A 14,760-nucleotide genomic window follows, 5' to 3' on the forward strand; every position below is an offset into this window, starting at 1 on the left:
GGATGAGGGAAAAGTGATCAATATTTATTCCTGGAATGATGAGTTCCGTCAGAGACTGGAAGCTATTTATCCGGAAGTAGAGTCCACTTCCAAAGATGGTACAGTTACAAAACTGAAAGATGGTACAGAGATCCACTGGATCGTAAATCCGAACCAGGATGGCGTATATCAGCAGAAACTGGATGAGGCACTTCTCAACCAGGCTGATGCAAGTGCAGATGATAAGGTAGACATGTTCCTTTCTGAGACAGATTATGTGTTCAAATATACAGACAAAGATGCAGATGTTGCAATGCCTCTTACTGATCTTGGCATTGATCCGGACAAGGATCTTGCAGATCAGTATGATTTCACGAAAACAACAGCTTCTGATGCGGATGGAGTACAGAGAGGCGCCACATGGCAGTGCTGCCCGGGTGTCCTTGTATATCGTCGTGACATTGCGAAAGATGTTTTCGGTACTGATGACCCGAAAGAAGTTGGCGAGAAGATGAAAGACTGGGATACAGCTAAAGAAACAGCAGCTCAGCTGAAAGAAAAAGGATATTATACATTTGCTTCTTATGCAGACACTTTTCGTTTATATGGAAACAGCATTGAGAATCCGTGGGTAGAGTCCGGTGATTCTGTGATCAAAGTAGATTCAAAGATCATGGACTGGGTAAAAGATTCCAAAGAGTGGCTGGATGCAGGTTATCTTAACAAAACTGTAAAAGGTCAGTGGAACGATGACTGGAACAAGGCAATGAGTTCTGAGTCCAAGGTATTCGCATTCCTCTTCCCGGCATGGGGTATCGACTTTACTCTGAAACCAAACTGGGATGGAGCAGAAGGTGACTGGGCTGTTACAAATCCTCCGCAGGAATACAACTGGGGTGGCTCTTACATTCAGGCTGCAACAGGAACAGATAATCCGGAACATGTCAAAGATATTATCCTGGCAATGACGGGAAATCAGGATAATCTTCTTAAGATTTCCAAAGAATACTCTGATTTTACAAATACAAAATCCGGTATGAAAGATGCAGCTACAAATGCAGATTTCGCATCTGATTTCCTTGGTGGACAGAACCCGTTTGAGTATTTTGCACCGGTTGCAGAGAATATCAAGATCGCACCGCTTTCCGCATATGACCAGGGTTGTGTAGAGCTGATCCAGAACGCTTTCAGTGATTACTTCCAGGGTAAAGTAGACTTTGACAAAGCAAAAGCCAACTTTGAGACAGCTATTCAGGAGCGTTATCCGGAGATCACAGAGATCCAGTGGCCGGAATAAATACCACATGAGGATAATTGTTGATGCTGCAGGATCTTTGGATCCTGCAGTTTGCTGGAAAGGAAGAGCATTATGAAGAAAAAGAGCGTTAATTACGGAAAATGGGGATACATATTTATTCTTCCGTTTTTTGTGATCTATTTTATCTTTTCGCTGATTCCGCTGTTTGATACAGTGAGATACAGCTTTTTTGAATATTTCCGTTCTGGAATCAAGCAGATTGGTCCTAATTTTATAGGACTTGCCAATTATGTCAGTCTTCTGCATTCTGACATGCTGAAATACGGACTGAATACACTGATCCTTTGGGTGATCGGATTTGTTCCGCAGATCGTTGTTGCACTGGTGCTTGCATGCTGGTTTACTGATGCCAGGCTGAAGCTTCATGGCAAGCAGTTTTTTAAGGTTGTAATTTATCTGCCGAACCTGATCATGGCATCAGCATTTGCACTTCTGTTTTTTACCATGTTTTCCACAAACGGACCTGTAAACTCCATTTTGTGTTCACTGGGCTGGATAAAGGAACCGATTGATTTTCTGGGCTCTGTTCTGGGAACAAGATCATTGGTAGGTTTCATGAATTTCCTGATGTGGTTCGGAAACACGACCATCATGCTGATGGCAGCAGTAATGGGAATCAGTATGGATGTTTTTGAAGCATCGGATCTGGACGGATGCAACAGCATTCAGCGTTTCTTCTATATTACGCTTCCACTGATTCGTCCGATTCTTTCCTATACTCTGATCACTTCCATCATCGGTGGCCTTCAGATGTTTGATGTACCGCAGATCCTCACAAACGGACAGGGTAATCCGGACAGAACATCCATGACACTGATTATGTTCCTGAACAGCCATCTGAAGAGCAAGAATTATGGTATGGCCGGAGCATTGTCTGTATACCTGTTTATTATCAGTGCAATCCTCTGCTTCTTTGTATATCGTATGACTAACGACAATGATCCGGACGGATCTAAGAAAGCAGCGAAAAAGAGAGCAAGAGCAGAAAGGAGAAAAACAAAATGATGAAAGATAAGACAGCCAGCAGGATCAGAAGTATCGTGGCACATGTGGTACTTATTATTCTTTCCTTTATGTGTCTCTTTTTCTTTTATGTACTGATCGTGAATGCGTCTCATTCTCATGCAGAGCTTCAGAAGGGATTTTCTGCTCTTCCTGGAAAATATTTCTGGAAAAACCTGATGAATGTTGCAAATGACGGAAGCTTTCCGATGTTCAGGGGAATTCTTAACAGTATTATCGTGTCCGGATGCAGTGCAGTATTATGTACATATTTTTCCTCACTGACAGCATATGGTCTTTATGCCTATGATTTCAAGGCAAGGAATGTAGCGTTTACATTTATCATGGCGATCCTCGTCATGCCGACACAGGTAACTGCAATGGGCTTCCTTCGTCTGATCACAAAGATGGGATTATATGATTCCCTGCTTCCGTTGATCATTCCGTCTGTTGCGTCACCGGCCGTATTCTATTTTATGTACAGCTATCTGCAGTCCTCACTGCCGATGTCACTGGTAGAAGCAGCCAGAATTGACGGCTCCGGAGAATTCCGTACTTTCAACAGTATTGTCCTGCCAATCATGAAGCCGGCAATCGCTGTACAGGCGATTTTTACATTTGTAGGCTCCTGGAACAATTATTTCGTTCCTGCTCTGGTTATCCAGTCTAAAAGCAAGATGACTGTTCCAATCCTGATTGCAACACTTCGTGGAGCAGATTATATGAATTTTGATATGGGTAAGATTTACATGATGATCACAGTTGCCATTGTGCCGATTATTATCGTATATCTTCTTCTTTCCAAGTTTATCATCGCAGGAGTGACACTTGGAGGCGTAAAAGAATAACAAAAGGTAGCAGGTAAGATATGACAGTTAAGAAATGGAAACACAGCGGAACAAAGAAACACAGCATGTCAGACCGTGAAATACGAAACGGTCTTCTTTCGGAAAAAGCGGCAGAGGAGGGTATTGTACTGCTGAAAAATGATAAAAAAATACTCCCTCTGAATATTTCCACGAAAATAGGTTTATACGGCGCCGGTGCGGGAAAGACAGTGAAAGGCGGAACAGGTTCCGGTGATGTGAATAACAGAAGTAACATTTCTATTTATCAGGGACTGAAAGAAAACGGTATTCAGATCGTAAGCGAGAAATGGCTGGCCAATTATGAGTCAATATACGCAGAAGCACGCCGGGCATGGAAAGAAAAAATACTGGAAGAAGCAAAGTTTGTGGAAAATCCTTTTGATGCTTATGCGGAAAATCCCTTTGCAATGCCGGAAGGCCGTGCAGTCACAGCAGAAGATACTGTCGATGCCCAGACAGCAATCTATGTGGTAAGCAGGATTTCCGGTGAGGGAAAGGATAGGCGCAGGGTCGAGGGAGATTATTATCTGAGCAGACGGGAGCGGGAGGATATCCGGTTCCTTGATGCACAGAAGATTCCTACAGTACTTATCCTGAATTCCGGCGGTCCGGTAGAACTGACAGATATTCTGGAAGAAACAGAAAATATCTGTGCTGTCCTGAATATTTCCCAGCTTGGACAAAGAGGCGGACTTGCCCTCGCCAATGTCCTTCTGGGAAAGGTAACTCCAGGCGGCAAGCTGACTGCAACATGGGCCAGAAGGTATGAGGATTATCCGTGTGCAGAGGAATACAGCTATCTTAATGGCAAGCTTGAAAGAGAAGAGTACAAGGAAGGAATTTATACAGGATATCGTTATTTTGATACTTTTGGTGTAAAACCGCTGTTTCCGTTTGGATATGGACTTTCTTACACAGAAATGCAGATACGCTTCCATGGGATGAAAACATCAGGGGATGGCGTTGAAGTTGAAGCAGAGGTAACGAATACAGGAGAAACTTTTTCGGGAAAAGAGGTCGTGCAGGTCTATGTGTCTCTTCCACAGGATGAATCAGGGAAGGAATACCGTCGACTGGCTGGCTTTGCAAAAACAAAACTTCTGAAGCCGGGGGAAAAAGAACTGCTGAAAATCAGGATCGACAGAAAGACACTGGCATATTTTTCCGAAGAGCAGCATGCCTGGATTGCTGAAAAAGGTTATTATGCTGTCTGGGTCGGAAACAGCATTGCATCGCTTACGCTGGCTGCAATGCTTGAAGTGCCGGAGAGTGTGATCCTGGATAAAACGAATATCCTTGAGAACCAGACTGATATTACTGAAGAAGTTTATGACCGCCAGAATCTTTCTGCCAGAACTCTGAAATGGAAAGAGAAGGCAGAGAATGAGAAGATTGGAAGATATATCTATTATCCTGAACCAGAGAAGAGAACAGAATGCACCTGCCAACCGGAAAATAAGATTCCTGCAAAGGATCTGCTCCCGCTGTTTTATGGAAATATTGCTGGAATCTCCAGTAATCTGGGGGCGGCAGGAATCCGTGTTCCTGGTTCTGCCGGTGAGACCACGGCTGCTCTTTATGAGCAATATGGCGTTTCCCCACTGATCATGGCCGATGGGCCGGCAGGACTGAGACTTCAGCAGAATTATGAAGTAGACAGAGAAACAGACACAGTATATGGAATCGGTGTCCTTGGATCTCTGGAAAATGGATATCTGAGAACAGATGAGACTCACGAAAACGCAGACAGATATTATCAGTTCTGTACGGCATTTCCGGTTGGAACTGCACTGGCTCAGACCTGGGATACTGCCCTTGTGGAAAAAGTTGGAATAGCAGTGGCAGAAGAAATGGAAGAATTCCACATAGATCTCTGGCTAGCACCTGGTCTTAATATTCAGAGAAACCCTCTGTGCGGCAGAAATTTTGAGTATTATTCCGAAGATCCGCTGCTTTCCGGAACCATGGCAGCAGCCATGACAAAAGGAGTGCAGAGCAGACCTGGCTGCGGTGTTACCGTTAAGCATTTTGCCTGCAACAATCAGGAAGATAATCGTATGGGCGTAGATGCACAGGTATCAGAACGTGCCCTGAGGGAAATTTACCTGCGTGGTTTTGAGATTGCAGTTAAAGAAAGCAGACCAGTGGCAATCATGTCTTCCTATAATTTACTGAATGGTGTCCATGCTGCAAACAGTGTTGATCTCTGTACAGCCATTGCCCGAAAAGAATGGGGATTTGACGGTGTGATCATGTCAGACTGGAATACAACGGTTCCGGAAGATGGAAGTATTCCATGGAAATGCGTGACAGCAGGAAATGATATTATCATGCCTGGTAATGCAGCCGATGCAGAAAATATCCGAAAAGCTTTTGAAGACGGAAAGCTTTCGGAAGAAGTTGTCAGAATGTCTGCGGGACGTATTCTGAACCTGATACACACACTGACAGCAGAATAAAAAAAATTATATAGTAGTGAAAAACTTGCCTGAATTCAATTTTCGATTTATCATTGGATTCAGGCATATTTTTTGTAGATGTCGCGCAAGGCAACCCGTTTTAGGCGGAGAATCCTGCAGGCAGTTTTTTATATGCCGTGAAAAGGAGAATACCATGAACATAAAACGAGCAAAGCAGGAGATCAGAGATTCCATAGAAGCATATCTTTCAAAGGACGAATTCGGTGAGTACCGGATCCCGGCGATCCGACAGAGACCGATCCTTCTTATGGGCCCTCCGGGAATCGGAAAGACACAGATTATGGAACAGATAGCAAGGGAATGCGGGATTGCTCTTGTTTCCTATACCATTACCCACCACACCAGGCAGAGTGCTGTGGGACTTCCTTTTATTGTAAAAAAGAATTATGGTGAGGAAGAATTTTCTGTCACGGAATATACCATGAGTGAGATCATTTCGTCCGTTTACGACAAAATGGAAAAAACAGGTCTGAAAGAAGGCATCCTGTTTATTGATGAGATCAACTGCGTATCTGAAACACTAGCGCCGATGATGCTGCAGTTCCTTCAGGGAAAAACCTTCGGAAACCAGAAGGTGCCGGAAGGCTGGGTGATCGTCACAGCAGGCAACCCGCCAGAATATAACAAATCCGTCCGGGAATTCGATGTGGTCACTCTGGACCGTATCAAGAAGATCGATGTGGAGGCAGACTTTGATGTATGGAAGGAATATGCCTATCAGCAGGGAATTCATCCGGCGGTGATCTCCTATCTGGAGCTTCGCAGAAAAAATTTCTACAGGGTGGAGAATACCGTAGACGGAAAGATCTTTGCCACAGCCAGAGGCTGGGAGGATCTTTCCCGTCTGATCCAGGTTTATGAGATCCTTGGAAAAACCGTAGACCGTGAGGTGGTCAGTCAGTACATTCAGCACAGGATGATCGCGAAGGATTTTGCAGGCTATCTGGCTCTTTATTATAAGTACAGAACGGACTATAAAGTGGAGGACATCCTGAAAGGAAAGTGGGATCCCATTACTCTGGGTAAGATCCGCACAGCCTCTCTGGACGAGCATTTGAGCATTGTAAGCCTTCTCAACGGAAAGCTCAGCGAGCTTTTTACAGAATGCTATCTTACCGATGCCTACCTCACGAAACTGTATGATTATATGGTGTACTTCAGAGAAGATCAGGACAGCCTCACAGCAAAAAATCTCATGGAAAAAGCAGAGGCGGATCTTGAAAAGGACAAAAAGAGTGAGCTTCTTACAAAACAGCAGGAGCGTATACAGAAACGTGTTGTGTCATTTTTTGAAAATGCGTCCGGATTGAAATCAACCTCGGGATCAATTGGATCGGAATCAACCGGATCAGATAAAACCGGATCAGGTTCAGAGCTGGCAGGAGGCGGAAGTGCTGCAGCAGAATCGGAAGATCCATCGTCAAACAGGAACTATGAGTTTGTGAAAGTCCTCTTCGGATCCGAAACCGAAGCCTACGAAAACCGAACCGACGAAATATCTCTTACTCTTCAGAACGTCTTCGACTTCATGGAAGCTGCTTTTGGGGACAGCCAGGAAATGGTGGCATTTATCACAGAACTGAATGCCAACTATTATAGTCTCTGGTTCATTCGGGAGAACGGTTCTGACCAGTATTACAGGCATAATAAAGGTCTTCTTTTTGACGACCGCCAGAAAATGCTTCTGGGCCAGATGGAGGAAGTGGAAAACATTCTCAATAATGGAATAAAATAATATGTCTTACCAATTTATTATTTACTATTGATTAAATTGGGGAATTATCGTATAATATTTACTATAAAAGTCCGGAAAATAGAGAGGGCAAATAGTCAAAATGCACAGACTGACTGAATGGCTGCAGAGCGATCATCTGGTGCAGAACTGCATGATGACTGAGAATGGTAAATATCCACTTGTCTATATTCCGGGATTTTTATGTAAAGGAAGGCAACACAATAATAAAGGAAGGCGGCCGAAACGGACGACATGTTTACAAAGATTACAGAAGAACGAGCATTTGACGGAATATTAGCGCAGATCATAGAAAATATCCGGCGGGGAGAACTGAAGCCGGGGGACACTTTACCTGCGGAACGTGTTATGGCAGAATCACTGGGAGTTTCTAGACCTGCTGTCCGTGAAGTCCTGCGGGCACTGGAGCTGATGGGAATTGTCACAACGGTCCGCGGCGGAGCCAACTATATTACCGAGAATATGGATCAGTGGCTTTCTGCACCACTGGCCCTTCTTTTTCAGCTGAATAACAGCCATGTACAGCAGGTACAGGAACTTCGTTCTGCGCTGGAGCAGGAGGCTGCGCTTCTTGCAGCCGGGAATTGTACAGAGAAGGATGCATTAGATCTGCGTTCCATCCTGGCACAGCTGGAGAGCTCAGAGGACGAGAAAGCCCGTGCAGGTCTTGATAAGAAGCTTCATACGAAGATTGGCAGGATCGCAGGGAATCCTATGATCTATAATGTTCTGGATGCGGCAGCGCAGCTGACAGAGGAGATCATTTCCGGCACCCGAGCCTATATTATGCAGAAACATAATTCCGCTCTTGAGGTGGATGACCAGCACAGAAGGCTGGTGGAAGCCATTATTTCCGGAGACCGGAACCAGGCGGAGAAGCTGATGCGCGAACATATGGAAACCATTGAGAAATATATACTGGAGATTGCGCAGCAGCAGGGGGAGAACAGCCTTGTATTTCATCGCTGATCCACCTGAAAAAATTAAATAAAATTTCAGTAAAAATCCCGTTAATCTGGTAAGACCACTATTGATTTTGGTAAGACCACGTGCTATAATAGGGACTGTATTGGTAATACCAAAAAAGTTTGATATTATGGCAGCATCCTGAAGGCTTCATGACGAGACAGCATAAGATGAGACAGCGTAAGTTGGGACAGCATGAGACTAGACAGCGTAAGGTAAGATAGCATGAGGCAGGACAGCATAAGACGAGACAGCACAGGATGAAGGTTACTGTACCCCCTGCAGTATCATATAAAATATGTAGCAGGCCACAGCGTGGGCGGTAACCTGCCGGAAATATCAGGAGAAAGGACTTGCGATTATGGGATATGTAAAATGGAGTTATGACACACTGAACCATTTCTGCGGAGACGTTTTCAAAGCGTTTGGCTTTTCTGAGGAAGAAGGAAGCATCATTAAAGATGTTCTTCTGACTGCTGATCTGTATGGGATCGAGAGCCACGGAATGCAGAGGATGGTTCGTTACCATAAAGGAATCGAGAAGGGGACTATTCATCCCCAGGCGAAACCGGAAGTTGTTTTTGAAACACCGATTTCTGCCGTGATAGACGGACATAACGGAATGGGCCAGCTGATCAGCCATTTTGCCATGGAAAAGGCAATTGAGAAGGCAAAGACAACTGGTGTGGGAATCGTAAGTGTACGAAATTCCAACCATTTCGGTATTGCAGGATATTATGCGAACATGGCCTGCCATGAAGGACTTCTTGGAATGGCATGTACCAACTCCGAGGCGATCATGGTACCGACTTTTGGAAGAAAGGCTATGCTGGGCTCCAACCCGATCGCAGTCGCTATGCCTGCAGACCCGTATCCGTTTTTCTTTGACTGTTCCACAACAGTTGTAACCAGGGGTAAACTGGAAATGTATAATAAGATGGGCAAGCCTCTTCCGGATGGCTGGGCACTTGACAAAAACGGTCATGCCAGCAATAATGCACCGGATGTACTTGCAAACATCGTAGCCAAGAAGGGCGGCGGAATCATGCCTCTTGGTGGAAACGAGGAAGTCAGCGGAAGCCATAAGGGATATGGCTATGGAATGCTCTGTGAGCTGTTCAGCTCTATTCTTTCCATGGGCGTTACCTCCGACAAATGCTGTACATTCCCGGATAAGACCGGTATCTGCCATGGATTTATGGCGATCAACCCGGCGGCATTCGGAGATCCGGATGCGATCCGCAAGCATTTTTCAGAATATCTTGAGGCACTTCGGGAGAGTCCGAAGGCAGACGGTCAGGACAGGATCTATACACACGGTGAGAAAGAGGTAGCTGCTGAAAAAGACAGAAAAGAGAATGGCATTCCGGTCAACGACAATACCATGGTAGAGCTTGCTGATCTCTGCAGTTATCTGAAGCTTGATTTTGGCTCTTATTTTGAAGGCTATGAGCTTCCGAAGGACAGTAAATTCTTCAATGGTAATTATTAATTCAGGTAATCCTTTTGAAATGAAATATATCATAATTATCCAAGGAGGAAAAGAAAATGGATTATGCAAAAGAGTCATTAAGACTGCACGGAGATTGGAAAGGTAAGATCGAGGTTGTTACAAGAGTGCCGGTTGAGAATAAAGACGACCTTTCTCTTGCATATACACCAGGTGTAGCTCAGCCTTGCCTTGAGATCCAGAAAGATATCAATAAATCCTACGAGCTTACAAGAAGATGGAATATGTGTCTTGTTGTAACAGACGGTTCCGCAGTTCTTGGTCTTGGTGACATCGGACCGGAAGCCGGTATGCCTGTAATGGAAGGTAAATGTGTACTGTTCAAGGCATTCGGCGATGTAGACGCATTCCCGCTTTGCATTAAGAGCCATGATGTAGACGAGATCGTAAATACTATTTACATGATCTCCGGATCCTTCGGTGGTGTTAACCTTGAGGATATCTCCGCTCCGAGATGTTTTGAGATCGAGAAAAAACTGAAAGAGAAATGTGATATTCCGATCTTCCACGATGATCAGCACGGAACTGCAGTCATCACACTTGCAGGTCTGACAAACGCTCTGAAGGTTGTCGGAAAGAAGAAAGAGGATGTCCGTATCGTTATGAACGGTGCAGGTGCAGCTGCTATCTCTATCTGCAGACTTCTTCTGAAAGCAGGCTTCAAGGATGTTACACTCTGCGATAGAAAGGGTGCCATCTATGAGGGACGTACAGAAGGAATGAACCCGGTTAAGGAAGAGATGAGCAAGCTCACAAACCTTCAGAAGAAACAGGGATCTCTTGCAGAGATGCTGGTTGGCGCGGATGTATTTATCGGTGTTTCCGCTCCTGGAGCAGTTACAACAGAGATGGTTAAGACCATGAACAAAGATGCCATCATCTTCGCATGCGCAAACCCGACACCGGAGATTTTCCCGGATGACGCAAAAGCAGGCGGAGCAAAGGTTATCTCTACAGGAAGAAGTGACTTCCCGAACCAGATCAACAACGTTCTTGCATTCCCTGGAATCTTCCGTGGTGCATTTGATGTAAGAGCAAGTGATATCAACGATGAGATGAAGATCGCAGCTTCCAAGGCTCTTGCAGATCTGATCACAGATGAGGAGCTTTCTCCGGAGTATATCATTCCGAAGGCATTCGACAAGAGAGTCGGACCGGCTGTCGCAAAAGCAGTAGCAGAGGCAGCAAAAGCAACAGGCGTAGCACGTATCTGATCTTAAGCGCCTGATACGAACCAAAACAGCCCTTCATTAAGAAGAATATATCAGACACCCGTACTCTGTAACCCGGTACGGGTGTCTTTTTGTTTCCAGACAGGTGGTATTACCCTTTGACAAATGTCCTCGCAGTGAGTACAATAGCAAAAGAATATGATAGGAGGTTAAGCACAGCATGAAACCATGGGAAGCTAATATACGAAAAGTAGTGCCGTATACTCCTGGCGAGCAGCCAAATGAGAGAGGCATGATCAAACTGAATACAAACGAGAATCCATATTCACCGGCTCCGGGTGTGGAGAAGGCGCTGAAGGCCCTTGATGCCGATACCCTGAGACTTTATCCGGATCCGACAGCAGGAGACCTGGTACACAGTATTGCCGCGTTCTACGGCCTGAAGGACGAGCAGGTATTTACAGGCGTTGGTTCTGATGACGTACTGGCTATGTGTTTTCTCACATTTTTTAATTCAGAGAAACCGATCCTGTTCCCGGACATCACTTATTCTTTCTATGATGTATGGGCAGATCTTTTAAGGATCCCATATGAGCGCCCGGCATTAGATGAGGAGTTCCATATCCGTAAGGAAGATTATTTCCGTGAAAACGGCGGAATCGTATTCCCTAATCCCAATGCACCGACCGGCGTGGAAATGCCTCTTTCCGAGATCGAGGAGATCGTGGCAAAGAATCCGGAGAGTATCGTGATCGTAGATGAGGCGTACGTGGATTTCGGAGCAGCATCCGCACTGCCGCTGATCGAAAAATATGATAATCTGCTTGTTGTGCAGACCTTCTCCAAGTCCAGATCTCTGGCAGGAATGCGTATCGGATATGCTTTCGGAAATCCGGAGCTGATCAAATATCTCAATGATGTGAAATATTCCTTTAACTCCTATACCATGGATCGTACAACCATCGCAGCTGGTGTGGCATCTATGGAGGATAAGGCATATTTTGAGGAATGCTGCCATAAGATCATTACAACAAGAGAGTGGACAAAGGCAGAGCTCAGGAAGCTTGGATTTTCCTTCCAGGATTCCAGATCCAACTTTATCTTTGCCACACATGAGAGCTGTCCGGCCAAAGAGCTTTTCGCAGCACTGAGGGAGAAACATATCTATGTAAGATATTTCCCGAAGGACAGGATCGACAATCATCTCCGTATCACCATCGGTACCGATGAGGAGATGAAAAAGCTGGTAGAATTCCTGACGGAATATCTGCAGAAATAACAGTTAAGGAGGTACTATGGAAGTACTGGTACAATGGTTTTCACACCACCTTGCACAGTTTATCTCTCCCGAGGGAGCTGTGTTCATCATTTCTATGATCCCGATACTGGAGCTTCGAGGCGGCCTTCTGGCAGCCTCTCTGCTGAAGATATCGGCTGCGAAGGCACTGCCGATCTGTATCGTGGGAAATATCATTCCGATTCCGTTTATCCTGCTTTTTATCCGGCAGATCTTTAAATGGATGAAAAAAACAAAGACGTTCAGAGGTCTGATCACAAAGCTGGAAAACAGAGCTATGGGAAAGAGTGACCAGATCAAGAGATATGAATTTCTGGGACTTTTGCTGTTTGTGGGAATCCCTCTTCCGGGCACAGGAGCCTGGACAGGTGCACTGATCGCCTCTCTTCTTGAGGTGGATATCAAAAAATCCTCCATTGCGATCCTGTGCGGACTTTTTATGGCAAGTGCCATTATGTATATTGTTTCTTATGGAATTGTAGGAAATGTAGTGCATTGATCGATCGCAGAGAAGGAATGTCTTTTTGATCGAGATCGGATTGAAAATAAAGAAATCCCTTACCGGATCTGTAAAATGATATGTGTTCTGTATTCCGGAAACATATCAGAGATCGGTAAGGGATTTTTTATGTGTTTTTACATATCAGGCAGAGGTATACCGAGAAGATCCTTACATAAGTCTGCGCTTCAGCATGTCTGCGTTTAAAGCGTATTTCAGAGCTGTATCCCTGGTGATACGGCCTTTTTTATATAATTCCAGAAGGCTCTGGTCCATAGAACGCATCTGCTCCTGACCGGATGTGGAGATCACGCCTTCGATCTGGTGTACTTTATTGTCGCGGATCATATTGCGGATGGCAGGAGTCAGGCGCATGATCTCGAAAACAGGAATGTTGCGTCCGTCCACATCCGGGATCAGCTGCTGGGAGATTACAGCCTGAAGGACCATGGAAAGCTGGAGGGCAATCTGATGCTGCTGAGATGGCTCAAACACGTCCATGATGCGTTCGATGGTGTTGGCTGCTCCCAGAGTATGCAGGCTGGAAAGGACAAGATGACCGGTTTCCGCTGCGGTCATGGCAGTCTGGATGGTTTCATGATCACGCATCTCTCCAAGAAGAATCACATCCGGGCTCTGGCGTAGTGTGGCACGAAGAGAAGTTAGATAGCTTTCGGTGTCGGTACAGATCTCGCGCTGGCTGACGATACAGCGATCATGGCGGTGGAGATATTCCAGAGGATCCTCCAGAGTGATGATGTGGCCTTCCCGGGTATGGTTGATCCTGTCGATCAGACAGGCCATGGTGGTGGATTTACCGCTTCCAGCAGAACCGGTAACAAGGACCATGCCACGGGTATATTCGGAGATGTTCATCACATCCTCGGGAATGGAAAGCTCTGCAGGATCCGGCAGCCGGAAGGCGATCACGCGGATCACGGCAGCCAGGGAACCACGCTGCTTGTAGGCATTGACACGAAATCTAGAAACACCGGGAATGGAAAAAGAAAAGTCATCATCACCGGTTTCCATAAGACGGGATATATCGCGGTTTTCCGCAAGGCCGTAAATGGTGCGGAGTAAATTTTCTGTTTGATCAGGCATCAGCCTGTCACCACGGTCCAAAAGATGACCGTCGATCTTTTCTGCCAGGGGGCGGCCTGCGATGATAAAGATATCAGAGACACGCCGGTTGGCAGCTTCTGCTAAAAATTCAGGAATAGGGGTATCCATAGGTTTATTCTCCTTTAAATACATTCTGGTGGTTGTCAGGTTGCCAGAATCCGGTAAGCTCTGTGTTCCATTGCAGGATCTGATAAGCGGAAGAGCTTTTTTTCTGCGGATAAAAAATCTCAAGCACTACAGAAAGCTGTTGTGTCTCGGAAATTCCAACGGAAAAGGAAAGGGTGTGGCTGTGGGAATCCCAGCTGAGATCGTTCCTTGTGTCCGCAAGCGTTTGTATCATGGAAAAATATCTGGTCTCATCGGAAGCTTTTTCCCTGTATTGCTCCAGATCATCACGGATTTCTGAAACGGTTTCTGTGGCGCTTGCGCAGCCGGTGTAATAATTTTCGGTCTGTTTCATAGAATGTCTGGCTGTGTTAAGACTGGATCTGGAGCTTCCAAGAGTAAGCAGAGCAAGTACACAGAGACACAGCACAGAGAAGATAAGAAACAGGGAAGGAATGCCGACAGTTACAAAAAACGTATGCTTCTGTTTCAATGTACAGCCTCCCTTCTGTAGTCATCAACAGGAAAACGCAGGGTGATCCGGTAAAGCTCACTGCAGTTGGAAAGCTGCCGGAAAGAAAGCTCGCCGGATTTTTCTGAAGAAGAAATATCTGTTTCCAGGATCATTTCACAGGCGGCTTCTCCAGAAGAGCAGCTCTGCCAGTTACGGTCATAATACCAGATC

At 45.5% G+C, this 14,760-nt stretch carries 12 protein-coding genes and 1 pseudogene; 10 read left to right on the forward strand and 3 right to left on the reverse strand.

What is annotated here, in order from left to right:
• The 10 genes from AB5026_RS17630 to AB5026_RS17675 form a co-directional block, all read left to right on the forward strand.
• Window positions 1-1,276, forward strand: a 1,276-nt coding sequence (locus AB5026_RS17630; protein ID WP_368214050.1) for a carbohydrate ABC transporter substrate-binding protein, incomplete at its 5' end; no start/stop codon positions are given.
• Window positions 1,277-1,348: 72 nt separating this feature from the next.
• Window positions 1,349-2,302: a carbohydrate ABC transporter permease gene (locus tag AB5026_RS17635; protein ID WP_021652092.1), complete on the forward strand. Its 954-nt coding sequence runs from the start codon at window positions 1,349-1,351 to the stop codon at window positions 2,300-2,302.
• Window positions 2,302-3,147 (forward strand): carbohydrate ABC transporter permease, encoded by an 846-nt coding sequence (locus AB5026_RS17640; protein ID WP_044961860.1) that lies wholly within the window; start codon window positions 2,302-2,304, stop codon window positions 3,145-3,147. Before AB5026_RS17635 ends, AB5026_RS17640 begins: the two co-directional genes overlap by 1 nt.
• A 20-nt stretch (window positions 3,148-3,167) precedes the next feature.
• Entirely contained in the window at window positions 3,168-5,627 is a 2,460-nt protein-coding gene (locus tag AB5026_RS17645; RefSeq protein WP_368214052.1) for a glycoside hydrolase family 3 N-terminal domain-containing protein, read from the forward strand.
• A gap of 154 nt (window positions 5,628-5,781) precedes the next feature.
• Window positions 5,782-7,383: an ATP-binding protein gene (locus AB5026_RS17650; RefSeq protein WP_368214054.1), complete on the forward strand. Its 1,602-nt coding sequence runs from the start codon at window positions 5,782-5,784 to the stop codon at window positions 7,381-7,383.
• A 252-nt stretch (window positions 7,384-7,635) separates the two neighbouring features.
• Complete coding sequence (locus AB5026_RS17655) at window positions 7,636-8,370, forward strand: FadR/GntR family transcriptional regulator (protein ID WP_021652097.1); 735 nt, start codon at window positions 7,636-7,638, stop codon at window positions 8,368-8,370.
• 358 nt (window positions 8,371-8,728) lie between these two features.
• Window positions 8,729-9,859, forward strand: coding sequence for an Ldh family oxidoreductase (locus AB5026_RS17660; RefSeq protein ID WP_021652098.1), 1,131 nt, complete (start codon window positions 8,729-8,731; stop codon window positions 9,857-9,859).
• Between the two features lie 56 nt (window positions 9,860-9,915).
• On the forward strand, window positions 9,916-11,091 hold the full coding sequence (locus AB5026_RS17665) for an NADP-dependent malic enzyme (protein WP_015526165.1): 1,176 nt from the start codon (window positions 9,916-9,918) through the stop codon (window positions 11,089-11,091).
• Window positions 11,092-11,269: 178 nt separating this feature from the next.
• Window positions 11,270-12,328, forward strand: a complete 1,059-nt coding sequence (gene hisC / locus AB5026_RS17670; RefSeq protein ID WP_118752736.1) for a histidinol-phosphate transaminase — start codon at window positions 11,270-11,272, stop codon at window positions 12,326-12,328.
• 16 nt (window positions 12,329-12,344) lie between these two features.
• Window positions 12,345-12,845 (forward strand): small multi-drug export protein, encoded by a 501-nt coding sequence (locus AB5026_RS17675; RefSeq protein ID WP_059086725.1) that lies wholly within the window; start codon window positions 12,345-12,347, stop codon window positions 12,843-12,845.
• A 171-nt stretch (window positions 12,846-13,016) separates the two neighbouring features.
• On the opposite strand, the gene AB5026_RS17680 is transcribed toward AB5026_RS17675, so the two are convergent.
• The 3 genes and pseudogenes from AB5026_RS17680 to AB5026_RS17690 all read right to left on the reverse strand — a co-directional run.
• The gene (locus AB5026_RS17680) at window positions 13,017-14,078 is read right to left on the reverse strand and encodes a type IV pilus twitching motility protein PilT (protein ID WP_022426849.1); all 1,062 of its coding nucleotides are present in this window, start codon (window positions 14,076-14,078) and stop codon (window positions 13,017-13,019) included.
• 4 nt (window positions 14,079-14,082) lie between these two features.
• Window positions 14,083-14,568 (reverse strand): hypothetical protein, encoded by a 486-nt coding sequence (locus tag AB5026_RS17685; RefSeq protein WP_059086727.1) that lies wholly within the window; start codon window positions 14,566-14,568, stop codon window positions 14,083-14,085.
• A pseudogene (locus AB5026_RS17690) lies at window positions 14,565-14,760 on the reverse strand (hypothetical protein); the annotation flags it as partial. The pseudogene AB5026_RS17690 and the gene AB5026_RS17685, both read right to left, overlap by 4 nt.

The organism is Blautia sp. RTP21359st1_E11_RTP21359_211015, assembly GCF_040910705.1.
Classification (GTDB): Bacteria; Bacillota; Clostridia; order Lachnospirales; family Lachnospiraceae; genus Blautia_A; species Blautia_A fusiformis.